Source organism: Streptomyces sp. NPDC107454 (assembly GCF_055582885.1).
Window position 1 is genome coordinate 130057 of the sequence record NZ_JBVJPA010000009.1, and the last position, 13335, is coordinate 143391.

17 protein-coding genes are annotated in these 13335 nt (G+C 71.3%); 10 read left to right on the plus strand and 7 right to left on the minus strand.

Annotated features, from left to right (window positions below; genetic code table 11):
* Nucleotides 1-186: 186 nt before the first annotated feature.
* The 3 genes from ACZ69M_RS23955 to ACZ69M_RS23965 all read left to right on the plus strand — a co-directional run bounded on the left by ACZ69M_RS23955 (nt 187) and on the right by ACZ69M_RS23965 (nt 1419).
* Entirely contained in the window at nt 187-540 is a 354-nt protein-coding gene (locus ACZ69M_RS23955; RefSeq protein WP_470052666.1) for an SH3 domain-containing protein, read from the plus strand.
* Between the two features lie 59 nt (nt 541-599).
* Entirely contained in the window at nt 600-983 is a 384-nt protein-coding gene (locus tag ACZ69M_RS23960; protein WP_470052668.1) for an SH3 domain-containing protein, read from the plus strand.
* Nucleotides 984-1047: 64 nt separating this feature from the next.
* Entirely contained in the window at nt 1048-1419 is a 372-nt protein-coding gene (locus ACZ69M_RS23965) for a cupin domain-containing protein (RefSeq protein WP_470052670.1), read from the plus strand.
* 55 nt (nt 1420-1474) lie between these two features.
* Here ACZ69M_RS23965 and ACZ69M_RS23970 read toward each other — a convergent pair whose 3' ends face one another.
* The 3 genes from ACZ69M_RS23970 to ACZ69M_RS23980 all read right to left on the minus strand — a co-directional run bounded on the left by ACZ69M_RS23970 (nt 1475) and on the right by ACZ69M_RS23980 (nt 3007).
* On the minus strand, nt 1475-1942 hold the full coding sequence (locus ACZ69M_RS23970) for a peroxiredoxin (protein WP_470052672.1): 468 nt from the start codon (nt 1940-1942) through the stop codon (nt 1475-1477).
* Nucleotides 1939-2319 carry a DoxX family protein gene (locus tag ACZ69M_RS23975; protein ID WP_352047162.1) on the minus strand — a complete coding sequence of 127 codons (381 nt, stop codon included), beginning with the start codon at nt 2317-2319 and terminating at the stop codon, nt 1939-1941. Before ACZ69M_RS23975 ends, ACZ69M_RS23970 begins: the two co-directional genes overlap by 4 nt.
* A 109-nt stretch (nt 2320-2428) precedes the next feature.
* Complete coding sequence (locus ACZ69M_RS23980) at nt 2429-3007, minus strand: TetR/AcrR family transcriptional regulator (protein WP_470052674.1); 579 nt, start codon at nt 3005-3007, stop codon at nt 2429-2431.
* A 259-nt stretch (nt 3008-3266) separates the two neighbouring features.
* Between ACZ69M_RS23980 and ACZ69M_RS23985 the strand changes: the two genes are divergently transcribed.
* Together ACZ69M_RS23985 and ACZ69M_RS23990 are read left to right on the plus strand one after the other, a co-directional pair.
* Nucleotides 3267-4721 (plus strand): MFS transporter, encoded by a 1455-nt coding sequence (locus tag ACZ69M_RS23985; RefSeq protein ID WP_470052676.1) that lies wholly within the window; start codon nt 3267-3269, stop codon nt 4719-4721.
* A gap of 159 nt (nt 4722-4880) precedes the next feature.
* Nucleotides 4881-5228, plus strand: a complete 348-nt coding sequence (locus tag ACZ69M_RS23990) for a hypothetical protein (RefSeq protein WP_470052678.1) — start codon at nt 4881-4883, stop codon at nt 5226-5228.
* Between the two features lie 30 nt (nt 5229-5258).
* On the opposite strand, the gene ACZ69M_RS23995 is transcribed toward ACZ69M_RS23990, so the two are convergent.
* Both ACZ69M_RS23995 and ACZ69M_RS24000 read right to left on the minus strand, forming a co-directional pair.
* Nucleotides 5259-5726, minus strand: coding sequence for a hypothetical protein (locus tag ACZ69M_RS23995; RefSeq protein ID WP_403692489.1), 468 nt, complete (start codon nt 5724-5726; stop codon nt 5259-5261).
* A gap of 210 nt (nt 5727-5936) precedes the next feature.
* Nucleotides 5937-6842 carry an EamA family transporter gene (locus ACZ69M_RS24000; protein WP_470052680.1) on the minus strand — a complete coding sequence of 302 codons (906 nt, stop codon included), beginning with the start codon at nt 6840-6842 and terminating at the stop codon, nt 5937-5939.
* A gap of 143 nt (nt 6843-6985) precedes the next feature.
* Between ACZ69M_RS24000 and ACZ69M_RS24005 the strand changes: the two genes are divergently transcribed.
* Entirely contained in the window at nt 6986-7843 is an 858-nt protein-coding gene (locus ACZ69M_RS24005) for a LysR family transcriptional regulator (protein WP_470053181.1), read from the plus strand.
* A 43-nt stretch (nt 7844-7886) separates the two neighbouring features.
* Here ACZ69M_RS24005 and ACZ69M_RS24010 read toward each other — a convergent pair whose 3' ends face one another.
* Nucleotides 7887-8627, minus strand: a complete 741-nt coding sequence (locus ACZ69M_RS24010; protein WP_470052682.1) for a substrate-binding domain-containing protein — start codon at nt 8625-8627, stop codon at nt 7887-7889.
* Between the two features lie 186 nt (nt 8628-8813).
* Nucleotides 8814-9065, minus strand: a complete 252-nt coding sequence (locus tag ACZ69M_RS24015) for a hypothetical protein (protein WP_470052684.1) — start codon at nt 9063-9065, stop codon at nt 8814-8816.
* Nucleotides 9066-10093: 1028 nt separating this feature from the next.
* Between ACZ69M_RS24015 and ACZ69M_RS24020 the strand changes: the two genes are divergently transcribed.
* The 4 genes from ACZ69M_RS24020 to ACZ69M_RS24035 are packed head-to-tail and all read left to right on the plus strand — an operon-like array spanning nt 10094 to nt 13334.
* On the plus strand, nt 10094-10744 hold the full coding sequence (locus ACZ69M_RS24020) for a GntR family transcriptional regulator (RefSeq protein ID WP_351301650.1): 651 nt from the start codon (nt 10094-10096) through the stop codon (nt 10742-10744).
* 48 nt (nt 10745-10792) lie between these two features.
* The gene (locus ACZ69M_RS24025) at nt 10793-11542 is read left to right on the plus strand and encodes a PIG-L deacetylase family protein (RefSeq protein WP_470052686.1); all 750 of its coding nucleotides are present in this window, start codon (nt 10793-10795) and stop codon (nt 11540-11542) included.
* On the plus strand, nt 11539-12249 hold the full coding sequence (locus ACZ69M_RS24030) for a 4-carboxy-4-hydroxy-2-oxoadipate aldolase/oxaloacetate decarboxylase (RefSeq protein ID WP_470052688.1): 711 nt from the start codon (nt 11539-11541) through the stop codon (nt 12247-12249). Before ACZ69M_RS24025 ends, ACZ69M_RS24030 begins: the two co-directional genes overlap by 4 nt.
* On the plus strand, nt 12246-13334 hold the full coding sequence (locus ACZ69M_RS24035; RefSeq protein ID WP_470052690.1) for a 4-oxalomesaconate tautomerase: 1089 nt from the start codon (nt 12246-12248) through the stop codon (nt 13332-13334). Before ACZ69M_RS24030 ends, ACZ69M_RS24035 begins: the two co-directional genes overlap by 4 nt.
* Nucleotide 13335: the final 1 nt, after the last annotated feature.

Below are 13335 nucleotides of genomic sequence, written 5' to 3' on the forward strand. Positions count from 1 at the left end.
GATCATGGACTCGGACATATGGACGCCCGCCGACCACCGAAGGGACCACGGCAGTACACCCGCGCTCCATCTTCCGCGGCCGTGCGCTCACTTCGAACACCGTTGAATGGCATTGCCGCCATGCTCGCTCGGCGCCCACTGTGGCGGTGGTCGAAAGCGAAACACCACACACAGGGGGAATTCCTCATGCGCCGTATTCCGGCCGTCATCACCACGTGCGCCGCGACGCTCGCCTTCCTCGTCCCGGCCGGCCTGGCCGCCGCCGCGCCCGCCGCGCCCGCCTCGCCCGCCGAGCAGTCGTACACCGTCGTGCCCTACGAGAACGTCAAGGTCCGCCAGCTGCCGAAGCAGGACAGCGCCTACCTGGCCACCCTGACCGCCGGTCACTCCTACACCGCGTACTGCTGGACCCACGGGCAGACCATCACGGACCACGGCTACACGAACGACATCTGGATCGGATTCGCCGACGGATTCAGCAGCGCCGTCTATTTCAAGGGCGACCAGTACGCGAATCTGCCGGCCTCCGCCCAGTGCTGAAAGCAGCGGAACGCACCGGAATTCACCGCGATCGTCCCGCCGTGCCAGGGAGTTCATCCATGAGCATCCGACGCAAGTCCGTCGCCGTCCTCGTCGGAGCCGTGCTCGCGTGCGGCCTGCTGAGCGCGGGAACCGCCTCGGCCGCGGCGCCGGCCGGCCTCACGCGGCAGGCCGCCTTCGAGACGTACACCGTCGTGCCCAGCGTCGACGCGCCCATCCGTTCCGGCCCGGGCAACGGTCACCCCGTGATCGGCAGGTTGCGCGCCGGGTACAGCTACGCCGCCTTCTGCTGGCTGTCCGGGGAGACGGTCGTCGACCACGGTTCCACCAGCCACATCTGGATCTATCTCTCCGGTGGCCCCGGCATCGGCAACGGCTGGGTCAGCGTCCTGTACCTCCGGGGTGACGAGCGGGCCGATCTTCCGGCCTCGGCCCAGTGCTGACCCGCGGCTGAGGCGGGCGGACCAGTCAGATGACTGAAGCTTCCTCGGGCCACCCCTTCGCACAATGGACGAGGCCCCGCCCGACCGCCTCACCGAGCGAAGGATCAGCATGCACGTGGACGCCCATGACGACGAGATCTGGGCCGTACTCGAAGGTGAGATCACCTTCTTCGTCGGAGAGCAGCGCTACGACCTGGGCCCGGGCGACATCGCCTTCGGCCCGCGCGGCGTCCCGCGCCGCCATGTCGTGCGCAGCCCGGAATCCCGTCTGCTCGTGACCTCGGTGCCCACCGGGGTCGCGGAATGGTTCGCCCGCAACGGCACCCCGGTGGCCTTCGCCGGTGAACTGCCCCCGTCCCTCGGTCTGGACGCCGCTGTCGGCCTGGTGGGCGCCTACGACCTTCATGTCGTCGGCCCGCCGGCCACGGGCGAGTGACGTGGGCGCGCCGGGCCGAGGCAGGGCGCCCCGGCTGCCGCTGGGGAGTCGAAGGTCAGCTCTGATGCGCCCGCAGCGCGGCGAGGGCCCGGTCCGCGTGGGCGCTCATCCGCAGTTCGCTGCGCACCACCTCCAGGACGGTGCGGTCCTGCGCGATGACGAAGGTGACCCGCTTCGTGGGTGCCAGGGAGAAGCCGCGCTTCACTCCGAACCGTTCGCGAACCGTGCCGTCGACATCGGACAGCAGCGGGTACCCGAGTGTGTGACGCCCGGCGAACTCCTGCTGCTTGTCGACCGCGTCACCACTGATGCCGACCGGCCGCCCGCCGGCGGCGGTGAACTCGGCGGCCAGATCGCGGAAGTGGCACGCCTCGGTGGTGCAGCCGGGGGAGAGGGCGGCGGGGTAGAAGAACAGCACGACCGGACCCTCGCCGAGCAGCTCGGTGAGATTGCGCTCCGTGCCGGTCTCGTCGGGCAGGGCGAAGTCCTCGACCTTGTCGCCCACGTCCACACCACGCGTCATGACTGACCCTTCCCACCATTGGCAACGCTACGTGCCCACAGTACAAGGGGCACCTGCAAGGGGAGTCGCGCGATCGCCGCGGCCTTCTGCGGAGCGGGACGCCGGCGCCAGTCCACGGCCATCTGGACGTTGGCGGGGAACACCCCGACGAAGAAGGCCGCGGTGGCCAGCGCGGCCACCCGGCGGGTACGGGGCACCGCCACCCCGGCGGCCAGCGCCAGTTCGGCCACACCGCTCGCGTACGTCCAGGTCCGGGGTGCCCCCGGCAGCGCCCGCGGAATGGTCGCGTCGAACTGCCGTGGCGACGCGAAGTGACCGACACCCGCGGTGGCCAGCAGGCCGGCGAGCAACAGGGCTGAGCGTTCCGACCGTGGCACGGTTCCTCCTCCAGGGGACTGCCGCGAGATATTACTGGAGGGTAAGTGTGGTGTGGGCGACGGGGTTCACGAAGGGGGAGGGGTCCCTCCTGCCTGCCCCGGGCCGGTGTCAGCGCGCGGCGCGGACGCCGTCCAGGGCCACCGTGAGGACCCGGTCGCGCTGGGTGTCGTCGAGGAAGTTCGTCGAGGTGATCCCGGCGACCATGCGCAGCAGGTCGTCGAAGTCCATGTCCGCGCGCGCCTGGCCGGCCTTCTGCGCGCGCTCGAACAGCGGGCCGCCCGCCTGGTACATCGAGTCCCGGCAGGTCAGGAAGATCTCCGACTCGTTGTCGAGCGCCTCACGGATGGCCCGTTTGGTCACGGTGTAGTCCACGAACCGCCGCAGCCACGAGGTCAGCGCCTCCCAGGGCTCACGATCGGCGACTCCCAGGGCCATCTGGCACAGGGCGTCCACCTCGTCCGCGTACACGCTCTCGAAGAGGTGGCGGCGGGTGGGGAAGTTCCGGTAGAGGGTGCCGATGCCCACGCCCGCGCGCCGGGCGATGTCCTCCAAGGACGCCTCCGCGCCGTGCTCCGCGAAGGCCTCCCGTGCGGCGGCCAGCAGAGCGTCGTAGTTGCGTGCGGCGTCTTTGCGGTGCGGGCGCCGGGACGCCACGATCCCGCTGATGGGGAACGGCTGAGCCGTCACTTGGTGCCTCCCGGCCGAGAAGAAGTTGAAGCGGAGGTATGCCTCCGTTACAGTGGAGGCGTACCTCCACTTTAGCAGTCGGGGGTGCGTTCCCCGTGGTGGCGTGTGTCCGCACGCACCGTCGACGCGCTCGTACCCCCTGTGACCTCGAACGGGCCGTACGCAGCCCGCCTCCGCTCCTTGAGCGGCCGTTCCGCCTGCTCTGTTCGTGTTCCGTTCTCTGATCCGTTCCGTTCCGCTCCGTTCGGAGAGGCTTTTCATGCCCACGAAGTCCACCCGCCTCACCTTCGCGGTCCTCGCGACCGGTGCGGGCGTGTTCTCCATGCTCCAGTCGCTGATCGCACCGGCCCTGCCGACCGTCCAGCACGCCCTGAACACCTCGCAGTCCACCGTGACCTGGGTGATGACGGCCTACCTGCTGTCCGCCTCGGTCTTCACCCCGATCCTCGGCCGGGTCGGCGACCTGATCGGCAAGAAGCGCACCCTCGTCGCCGTCCTCGTGACCGTGACGCTCGGCTGTCTGCTCGCCGCGCTCGCGCCGAACATCGGCGTGCTGATCGTCGCCCGGGTCGTCCAGGGCATAGGCGGCGCGCTGTTCCCGCTCTCCTTCGGCATCATCCGGGACGAGTTCACCGCGGCCGAGGTCGGCCCCAGCATCAGCAACCTGTCCGCCGTGATCGCCGCGGGCGGCGGCGTCGGACTGGTCGCGGCCGGTCCCATCGTGTCCGCGCTCGACTACCGCTGGCTGTTCTGGCTGCCCGTCGGCGTCGTCGCGGTCACCACACTGATCGCCCTGCGCTACGTCCCCGAATCCCCGAGCCGGGCCGAGGGACGCGTCAGCTGGCTCGGTGCCGTCCTGCTGTCGGGCTGGCTGGTCGCGCTGCTGCTCCCGCTCAGCCAGGCGGGCCAGTGGGGCTGGGGATCGGCCCGCGTGATCGGGCTGTTCGTCGCCGCCGTCCTGCTCTTCGCACTGTGGCTGCTGGCCGAGGCGCGCTCCCGCACCCCGCTGATCGACCTGCGCGTTATGCGGCTGCCCGCGGTGTGGACCACCAACACCGCCGCGCTCCTGTTCGGCGCGGGCATGTACGCGATCTGGTCCTTCCTCCCCGGCTTCGTGCAGACTCCGAGCTCCGCCGGATACGGCTTCGGCGCCAGTGTCACCGCGGCCGGACTGCTCATGCTGCCGATGCTGCTCGCCATGTTCTGCTCGGGCGTGCTCAGCGGTCGGCTGGAGCCCGTCCTCGGCGCCAAGAAGCTGCTCACGACCGGTGCCGCGCTCGGTGCGGTCGCCTGCGGCTTCCTCGCCCTGTGGCACGACCAGCAGTGGCAAGTGGCCTTCGCCGCAGGCATCTTCGGCCTTGGCATCGGACTCGCCTTCGCCTCGATGGCCAACCTGATCGTCGGCAGCGTGCCGCCCGAGCAGACCGGCGCCGCGACCGGGATGAACGCCAACATCCGCACCATCGGCGGGTCCATCGGCGCGGCCGTGACCAGCGTTCTGGTGACCGGCCGTCTCCAGCCCTCGGGCCTTCCCTACGGCTCGGGATACACCCACGGCTTCACCCTGCTCGCCCTGCTCTGCCTGGCCGCGGCGCTGGCCGCCCTCCTCGTGCCGGTCCAGCGTGCCGGCCGGCTCTCCGCCTCGGCCCGCGCGGACGCCGACTCCGCGCGTACGGAACCGGAGGCGGCCGTCGCTCCCGGCGCGCGGAGCTGAGCCGGTCCACGCTCGATGCGTGAAGGTGACGGATGAAGTTGATGGGTGAAGATGCTTGTCGGACAGGGGCATGGCTCCGAACGGGCGGCGCGTTCACCCGACTCGGTGAGCGATACCACGGATGCGTACCACCGGCGTACGCACCGCCGTTGCTCCGACATGGACAGCACTCACACGGCCCAACGGCGCCGTCCGAAGCAGGGCCTCGCGGGCCGGCCCTACGCCGAGCTGACGGACGGGCGCCTGGGCCACCCGCCGATCTACGCCCAACTGGTCGCGGAGTGGCGGGCCAAGGGCCGGGTGGTTCCGGAGCACCGCGAGGTGGTCGCGGTGCTGTGGGCCTCCTTCGCCGCCTCCAGCCCCTTCGAGGGGGCGGCGTGGCCGGTCGACTCCAGGGCGGAGAGGCGGGACTCGAAGACCGCCGGACCCGTACCCGCCGAATCCGGGACCGTGTCCGCCGTCCCCGTACCCGCCGTCCCCGTACCCCGTGGCCTGCTGGGCTGGTGAACTCCTGCGCGCGCTGCCGCGGAGTGCCGGTCACCCTCCGGGCGGGGGAGCCAGGACGGCGAGCGTCCCGTTGGCCCGCTGCAACGCCAGTTCCAGGGGGACCGCGGCATGCAGGGCTCCGGTCCCGTCGGGCGGAATGAGCCATTCCAGGAACCGCGCGGCGCGGTACGGCGGTGGTACGGCGACCCACGAGCCCTTGCCCGCGTGGCGGAGCCCGGAGCCGACCCAGCGGCTGGCCGGGTCCGGCGGCAGGAAGAAGCCCACTCTCCGGGACGCGGTGTCCACCAGGGTGGGGCCGGGGGCACGCAGCGGGTCGTTCCACAGGATGTCCAGGGCGAGCAGCCCGAGTTGCTCGGGAACGCTGAGGACGTCCCAGAACCGCCCGGCCTCCATGAGCACCGTCCCCGACCCCTGATCCCACTCGCGCTTGCAGGCCCGGGGGTCCGAGGCGGCTGCCGCGAGCCACTCGACACCTTGCATCCACATCACATCCGGCATGACCAACTCCAGGACATTCGCAGGCCGTCTGACCAGGCGTGGAGCGACGCACTCGGATGCGGAAACCCGCACCTGGGCGCCGACCCGGCGTGTTCATGCTGGTAGATATTTCTAAGTGGCGGAAGGGGTGGCGCGGTCTGGCGTTTTCGCCGAAACGTTCTTCTGGGGACGTCCGTTGCTCGGATTTCCGTCAGGTCCGTGAAGTGTCCGTCAACTTCGTGCAGTCAGGATGCCGAGGACGTTGGCCGCGACGACGGCGCCGATGCCCGTCCATTCCGTCCAGCCCAGGCTCTGACCGAGGACGATCCACCCGACCAGACCGGCCAGGACGGGATTGACGCTCATGAAGAGACCGAAGACCGGAGCCGGGACGCGGCGCAGGGTGAACAGGTCCGCGAGGCAGGGCACCGCGGAGGACAGCACGCCGGCGGCCACGGCGCAGCCGACCGCCGTCGGCGTCGGAGGATGCCGGACCGCGACGGCGACGCCGACCGGCAGGAACAGCACGGCGGAGAGCCCGGCGGCGGCAGCGGACCCCGCCGCCCCGGGGATGCGGCGGCCGACGGTGCGGTTGAGCAGGATGTACGACGCCCAGCAGCCGGCGGCCAGCAGTCCGAGGCCCATTCCGAGGAAGTCGGCGGAGGGGCGCGGGCGCATCAGCGTGATGACACCCGCGGCGGCGATCACCGCACAGCACGCGTCCAGGCGGCGGCGGGAGGCGGCCAGCGCGATGCTGAGCGGGCCCACGAATTCGAGCGTCACCGCCAGCCCCAGGCCGATGCGGTCGATCGCCGTGTAGAGGGACAGGTTCATGGTCCCGAACACCAGCGCCAGCAGTACGACCGGCCACCACTGCCCCCAGGTGAACGTGCGCAGCCGGGGGCGGCCCACTGCCAGCAGGACGACCGCGGCGACGTACTGACGCACCGCGACCACACCGACGGGGCCGAGGACGGGGAAGGCCAGGGAACCGATCGCGGCACCGGTCTGGTTGGACAGGCCACTGGCGACCATCGTGACCACGCCGGCCAGGCGTGTGCCGTCCGCCTTCGGGGCGGTGGGGGCCGGGGGAGTGCGACGCGCGGGTGCTGCCGGGCGTGCGGAGGCTGCGTGCATGTCTCGATGCTGGGAGGCCTGGGCTCTTGCGCAAAATGCATCAGCCGATCCATCTATACGCTTGAGTCATGGATCCTTCAGTCGAGGACGCTTCCGGAACGGGCGCCGCCGTCGAGGACGCTTCCGGCAAGGGCGCCTCCGTCATGAACGTAGAGCTGCGGCAGTTGCGCTGTCTCGTCGCGATCGTCGACGAGGGCACCTTCACCGACGCCGCCATCGCGCTCGGGATCTCCCAGGCCGCCGTGTCCCGCACACTGGCCTCGCTCGAGCGCGTCCTCGGGGTACGGCTGCTGCGGCGCACCTCCCGCGAGGTCGCTCCGACGGCGACGGGACTGCGGGTGCTGGCGCATGCCCGGCGGGTACTCGGCGAGGTGGCCGACCTGGTCCAGGAGGCCACGTCGGGTCGCGCCTCGCTGCGGATCGGGTACGCCTGGTCCGCGCTCGGCCGTCACACCCTGGCCTTTCAGCGCGACTGGGCGCGGGCGCACCCCGAGACGGAGCTGCGGCTCGTGCGAGTCAACTCCGCCACCGCCGGCCTCGCCGAGGGAGCCTGCGACGCGGCCGTGGTGCGCAGGCCCCTGGACGACCGGCGGTTCGACTCCGCGATCGTGGGGCTGGAGCGGCGGCTGTGCGCCCTGGCCGCCGACGATCCGCTGGCCGGACGCCGCTCGGTGCGACTCGCCGACCTCGGCGGGCGCGTCCTGCTGATCGACCGCAGGACCGGCACCACCACGACGGAGCTGTTCCCGCCCGACTCCCGCCCGGTGACCAGGGAGACCCACGATGTCGACGAGTGGCTCACCGCGATCTCCACGGGGCGCTGTGTGGGCATGACGGCCGAGTCCACCGCGCACCAGTACCCGCGCCCCGGTGTCGTCTACCGGCCGGTGCGCGACGCCGAGCCCATCGCGGTGCGGCTCGCCTGGTGGCGGGACGACCCGCACCCCGCCGTCCCCGCCGCCATCGAACTCCTGACAGAGCTCTATCGCCGAGCCGCGTAGTCGACGTCGGGGCGCAACGCGTGCGCCGTGCTGCCCGCCGGTGTCACGCCGAGTCGCACGCGATGATCCGTCCGGGCTCGGGGCCGAGTCCGGCGAGATCGAGGCCGAGCGCGGCGCGGGCGGCGAGGCGGCCGTGCACTTCGGCATCGATGCGGACGGTGGTCGGCGCGGGTGTGACGAGGGCGCCGTATTCCGTGTCGTCGAAGCCGGTCACGGCCAGGTCGCCGGGTGCGGCAAGTCCCAGGTCGTGCAGGGCGCTCAGGGTGCGCAGAGCGATGTCGTCGTCTAAGGCCGCGACCGCCGTCACGGTCCCGTGCGCGGCGAGGAAGGTCCTGACGGCGCTGGTGCCTGCCGTCCTCGGACGGGGTACGACGAAGGAGGTCAGCGGGGCGAGCCCCAGCGTGCTCACGGTCTCCCGGGCGAGGCGCAGCCGCACTTCCAGCAGCGGGGAGTCGTGGTCGGGCAACGCCATCGCGAGGTGCGTGTGCTCGTGGTCGGCGAGATGTCGGATCTGCAGGGCGGCGCTCGCGGCGAACCCCGCCCGCCAGTCGCCCGCCGCCCCGGGCTCGTGGCCGGTGAGATGCGAGGCGAACCGGAGCACGGCCCGGGGAGCGATCGTGTCGAGGACCTGCTGTGTGGAGTGCGGCGCGCCATGGCCGTGCCGGACGAGCAGCACGCGTTCGCTCGTGGTCGGCGAGACGGTCTGGTTCGGATCGTCGTTGAGTACGAAGCTCACGGTCGCCCGCGAGACGCCGCTCGCCGCGGCGACGTCGCTCAGCGTCACGCGCCGTGCACCGGCCGTCATCACGCCTCGATCGGTTCTGTCGCGGCGGTACCGGGACCGTGGACGACCGCCAGTGCAGGTCGTAGGGCCGCACGCCGAACGGTCCCGTGTCGCTGGCGCGACGCGGGACCGTTCGCAGAAGACCAGTCGTCTTTGGCGAGATGACGGGCCGTCAATCTTCAGATGTCAGTTGCGACCACTGGGGTCAGTGTCCGCCTCCGCCGCCGCCGCCGTGGCCTCCGCCGCCGCCGCCGTGGCCTCCGCCACCGCCGCCGTGGCCGCCACCGCCGCCGCCGTGGCCACCGCCACCGCCGCCGTGGCCGCCGCCACCGCCGCCGTGGCCGCCACCGCCGCCGCCGTGGTCTCCGCCACCGCCACCGTGGTCTCCGCCGCCACCGCCGTGGTCGCCGCCGCCGTAGCCGCCGCCGCCTCCGCCATGGCCTCCGCCGTCGTTGCTGCTGAAGGAGTAACCGGAGTGATCCGACTGGGAACTGGCCGCGCTGGCGATGCCGGCTGTGCCGAACGCCAGGGCCAGAGCGGCGAACAGGCTGGCGACCAGCCGGAACGTCCTAGAAGTGATGATCCGCATGGTGCTTTCCCTTCCCGGGAGCGTAGACAGGTCCTGGCCCTGCACGGCCGCGGTGACGTCGGCACCCGTGAGGCGCTGAGACGTTCGCGATGAGGGTCCGGTACATCGGCGTTGAATGTGACGGGAGCTGCCGTCTGCCGACTCACGCGCTGATCGCGCGGCATCGGGCCCACCTGGGCTGCTGAGTGCAGCGAACCCCGCGGCGGGGCGCCCGTCCGTCAGTTAACCGACGACCGGGTTGTCGTCGGTCGGGATGTAGTCGGTCGGGATGCTGAGATTGTTTGTCTTCTCGCCAGGCAAAACGTCTGTTTTCTGTTCAACCCGTATCCAAACTACGCATATGTGGACAATGAAGTCAAGCGCAGCGGATGGGCCCCGGGAGTGCTGGATGCGGGTCATGGTGTCGCAGGCAACTCCCTTTACTTCTTTTTGGCGTTGGGCGACTGACGCCCGCCCAGATCGGGGCTGATCGGGGCGGTCCCGGCCGCCACCTTCGGCCTGCGCGGCGCGCGGCGCGCGCCCGGCCCGACCCGCCCAAGGGAGCGGAGGCGACGTCGAGTTGGCATTCTCCGCGGCGGATCCTCGACGGTCCTGTCCTCGGGCCGCCGACGGGCTCGGCGTCCGTGGAGTGGGCGTCGCGCCCTTGCCCGGCCCGGGAGATGGGGCAGTGGCGTCGCCCTGCGCGGAGATCGACACCTGCCCGGCAGGGCCGCTGTCGGTGCCGAGGGGCCGTGGGGCGATTGGGGCTGGCCGGGGCCCTGTGGCGGCGGATGACCAGACCGCCGGCAGGCCATGTCGGCAACATAGAGAACAAAATTGTTGACAATCTTGTTGGACTGGATTTAGGTTCGACAGGCACTCACTCAGGGAGGGCGCGATGCCGAAGGAAGCCCGTCCAGGCACCGGCGAGCAGGCCAAGCAGCACGCACTGGTGCATCTGCGGCAGGCGATCCTGCACGGCGACATGGCACCGGCCCAGCGGCTGGTGGAGAACGAACTCGCCGAGCAGTTCGGTGTCACGCGGGCCAGCGTCCGGGCGGCGCTGATCGAGCTGGAGTCGGAGGGACTGGTCGAGCGGATCCGCAACCGCGGCTCGCGGGTGCGGGTGGTGACGGTCGAGGAAGCGGTGGCCATCACCGAGTGCCGGATGGTCCTGGAGGGCCTCTGCGCGGCCAAGGCGGCCGTCGAGGCGAGCGAGGACCAGCTGGACCAGTTGACCGATCTGGGCACGGCGATGTCCAAGGCGGTCGCGGGCGGCGAGCCGCTGGTCTACTCCCGGCTCAACCACGAACTGCACGACCGGATCAGGGAGTTCTCCGGCCAGCAGGTCGCCGTGGGGCTGCTGGAGCGGCTCAACGGGCAGCTGGTGCGCCACCGTTTCCAGCTCGCGCTGAGACCGGGGCGCCCCCAGCAGTCACTGAGTGAGCACCTGGCCATGATCGAGTCGATCAGGGCCCGGGACCCGCAGGCGGCCGAAGCGGCCGTCCGTACCCACCTCGCGGGAGTCATCGACGCGCTGCGCCAATGACGTCGTGGAGGTGGGGCATCCGGCCTGTCCACCAAGGAGATGTGAGCAATGACGCACGGCAAGGCGCCCACCACCCCACGATCGACACTTGTCATCACCGCGCATGCCGGGGACTTCGTCTGGCGGGCCGGGGGAGCCATCGCCCTGGCCGCCTCCCGTGGAGAGAAGGTGACCATCGCGTGCCTCACCTACGGGGAGCGCGGTGAGTCCGCCAAGGCCTGGCGCGAGGGCAAGTCGCTGGAGGAGATCAAGGAGATCCGCCGTGCCGAGGCCGAGGCGGCGGCCTCGGCCCTGGGCGCCCGGGTGCGCTTCCTCGACGCCGGCGACTACCCCCTGCTCGTCACTCAGGAGCTGACCGACCAGCTCGTACGCATCTACCGCGACACCCAGCCCGACGTGGTCCTGACCCACCCCCTGGACGATCCCTACAACGGTGACCACCCGGCGGCCGCCCGCATGGCCCTGGACGCACGCGTCCTCGCCCAGGCCATCGGCTATCCCTCCGAGGGCCAGATCATCGGAGCCCCGCCGGTGTTCTTCTTCGAGCCGCACCAGCCGGAGATGTGCGGCTTCCGGCCCGAGGTCCTCCTCGACATCACCCCGGTCTGGGAGACCAAGCGCAAGGCCATGGAGTGCCTCGCCGCCCAGCAGCACCTGTGGGACTACTACACCGACCTGGGCAAACGGCGCGGCGTACAGCTCAAGCGCAACGCGGGCCCCAACCTCGGCCTGCCCCACGCCACCTACGGCGAGGCCTACATGCGTCCCTACCCGCAGGTCACGGAGGAGCTGGCATGAGCGGCCTGATCGTCACCAACCCGCCGCGCGCCCATGCCGAGGACGTCGAGGCACTCGGCGGCTACGGGGTGGCCACCGTCCACGAGGGCATGGGCCGAACCGGCAGTCTCGGTTCCGGGTTCCGGCCCATCCAGCAGGACGTGCGCATCGCGGGCACCGCGGTCACCGCCCTGTGCTGGCCCGGCGACAACCTCATGATCCACGCGGCGGTCGAGCAGTGCCGCGAGGGCGACATCCTCGTCGTGACCACCACCTCGCCCTCCACCGACGGCATGTTCGGCGACCTTTTCGCCACCGCGCTCCAGTACCGCGGGGTGCGCGGCCTGATTATCGACGCCGGCGTGCGCGACACCGCCGACCTGCGTGCCATGGGCTTCCCCGTCTGGTCGAGTGCCGTCTGCGCCCAGGGCACGGTCAAGGCCACGGGCGGCTCGGTGAACGTACCCGTCGTGCTCGGCGGCCAGGTCGTCCGCCCCGGTGACGTCATCGTCGCCGACGACGACGGCGTGGTCTGCGTACCCCGCGAGCGGGCCGGCACGGCTGTCAAGGCGGCCGGGGCGCGCACCGCCAAGGAGGACGCCTCCCGGGCCGCCTTCGCGGAGGGCCAGTTGGGCCTGGACCGCTACGGCCTGCGCGAGACCCTCGTACGGCTAGGGGTGCGGTACCAGGCCTACGACGAGTACGAACGCGACGGTTCCCAGTCATGAGCACCGGCGAGGAGCTGCGCTGCATGCTGATGCGCGGCGGGACCTCGAAGGGCGCCTACTTCCTGGCCGAGGACCTGCCGGCCGACGCCGGGGCGCGCGACGAACTGCTGCTGCGGGTCATGGGCAGCCCCGACGCCCGGCAGATCGACGGACTCGGCGGAGCGCACCCGCTCACCAGCAAGGTCGCGGTGGTCTCCCGCTCCCAGAGCCCCGACGCGGAGGTCGACTACCTCTTCCTCCAGGCGGGAGTGGACCGGGCCGAGGTCTCCGACCGGCAGAACTGCGGCAACCTCCTTGCGGGAGTCGGCCCGTTCGCCGTGGAACGCGGTCTGGTCCCCGCCCGGGACGGCCACACCTCGGTGCGGATCCGGATGGTCAACAGCGGTGACCTGGCCACCGCCACCTTCCCCACGCCGGACCGGCGTGTCTCCTACGCGGGACCGGCCGAGATCTCCGGCGTGCCAGGCACCGCCGCACCCGTGGTGATCGAGTTCGAGCGGGGCAACAACCCCCTGCTGCCCACCGGGCATGCCCGGGACATCGTCGCGGACACGCCGGTGACCTGCGTGGACAACGGCATGCCGACCGTACTGATCGCCGCCGCCTCCCTACAGGTCACCGGCTACGAAAGGCCGCGGGACCTGGAGGAGGACCTGACGCTGCACGACCGGCTCCAGCGGATCCGCCTGGAGGCGGGCCTGCTGATGGGCCTGGGAGATGTCAGCGAGACGACCGTGCCCAAGCTCAGCCTGCTGGCACCGCCCACGAACGGCGGCGCGGTCATGACCCGCACCTTCATCCCCGTCCGCTGCCACACCGCCATCGGCGTCCTCGGTGCCGCCAGTGTCGCCGCCGGGCTGCGCGTCCACGGCGGCGTCGGCGAGGACGTCGCCCGGCTGCCCGAGAACGGCGGACGGCTGCGCATCGAGCATCCCACCGGATTCCTCGACATCGAGAGCGAGATCGACGACGGCACCCCGGGGACCGCCCCCGTGGCCCGCCGAACCGCCGTCGTCCGCACCGCACGCAAGATCTTCGACGGTACGGTCTTCCCCCGGCCGGCCGGAGCCGCACTTCACCCTTAAG

Coding starts and splice junctions, on each gene's coding strand:
- ACZ69M_RS24015 (WP_470052684.1), bottom strand. CDS start 9,065: ATGGCGGAGGCGGCGGCGGCTACGGCGGCGGCGACCACGGCGGTGGCG.
- ACZ69M_RS24020 (WP_351301650.1), top strand. CDS start 10,094: ATGCCGAAGGAAGCCCGTCCAGGCACCGGCGAGCAGGCCAAGCAGCAC.
- ACZ69M_RS24000 (WP_470052680.1), bottom strand. CDS start 6,842: ATGCACGCAGCCTCCGCACGCCCGGCAGCACCCGCGCGTCGCACTCCC.
- ACZ69M_RS23990 (WP_470052678.1), top strand. CDS start 4,881: ATGGACAGCACTCACACGGCCCAACGGCGCCGTCCGAAGCAGGGCCTC.
- ACZ69M_RS24030 (WP_470052688.1), top strand. CDS start 11,539: ATGAGCGGCCTGATCGTCACCAACCCGCCGCGCGCCCATGCCGAGGAC.
- ACZ69M_RS24005 (WP_470053181.1), top strand. CDS start 6,986: ATGAACGTAGAGCTGCGGCAGTTGCGCTGTCTCGTCGCGATCGTCGAC.
- ACZ69M_RS24025 (WP_470052686.1), top strand. CDS start 10,793: ATGACGCACGGCAAGGCGCCCACCACCCCACGATCGACACTTGTCATC.
- ACZ69M_RS24035 (WP_470052690.1), top strand. CDS start 12,246: ATGAGCACCGGCGAGGAGCTGCGCTGCATGCTGATGCGCGGCGGGACC.
- ACZ69M_RS23985 (WP_470052676.1), top strand. CDS start 3,267: ATGCCCACGAAGTCCACCCGCCTCACCTTCGCGGTCCTCGCGACCGGT.
- ACZ69M_RS23955 (WP_470052666.1), top strand. CDS start 187: ATGCGCCGTATTCCGGCCGTCATCACCACGTGCGCCGCGACGCTCGCC.
- ACZ69M_RS23965 (WP_470052670.1), top strand. CDS start 1,048: ATGGACGAGGCCCCGCCCGACCGCCTCACCGAGCGAAGGATCAGCATG.
- ACZ69M_RS23995 (WP_403692489.1), bottom strand. CDS start 5,726: ATGCCGGATGTGATGTGGATGCAAGGTGTCGAGTGGCTCGCGGCAGCC.
- ACZ69M_RS23970 (WP_470052672.1), bottom strand. CDS start 1,942: ATGACGCGTGGTGTGGACGTGGGCGACAAGGTCGAGGACTTCGCCCTG.
- ACZ69M_RS23960 (WP_470052668.1), top strand. CDS start 600: ATGAGCATCCGACGCAAGTCCGTCGCCGTCCTCGTCGGAGCCGTGCTC.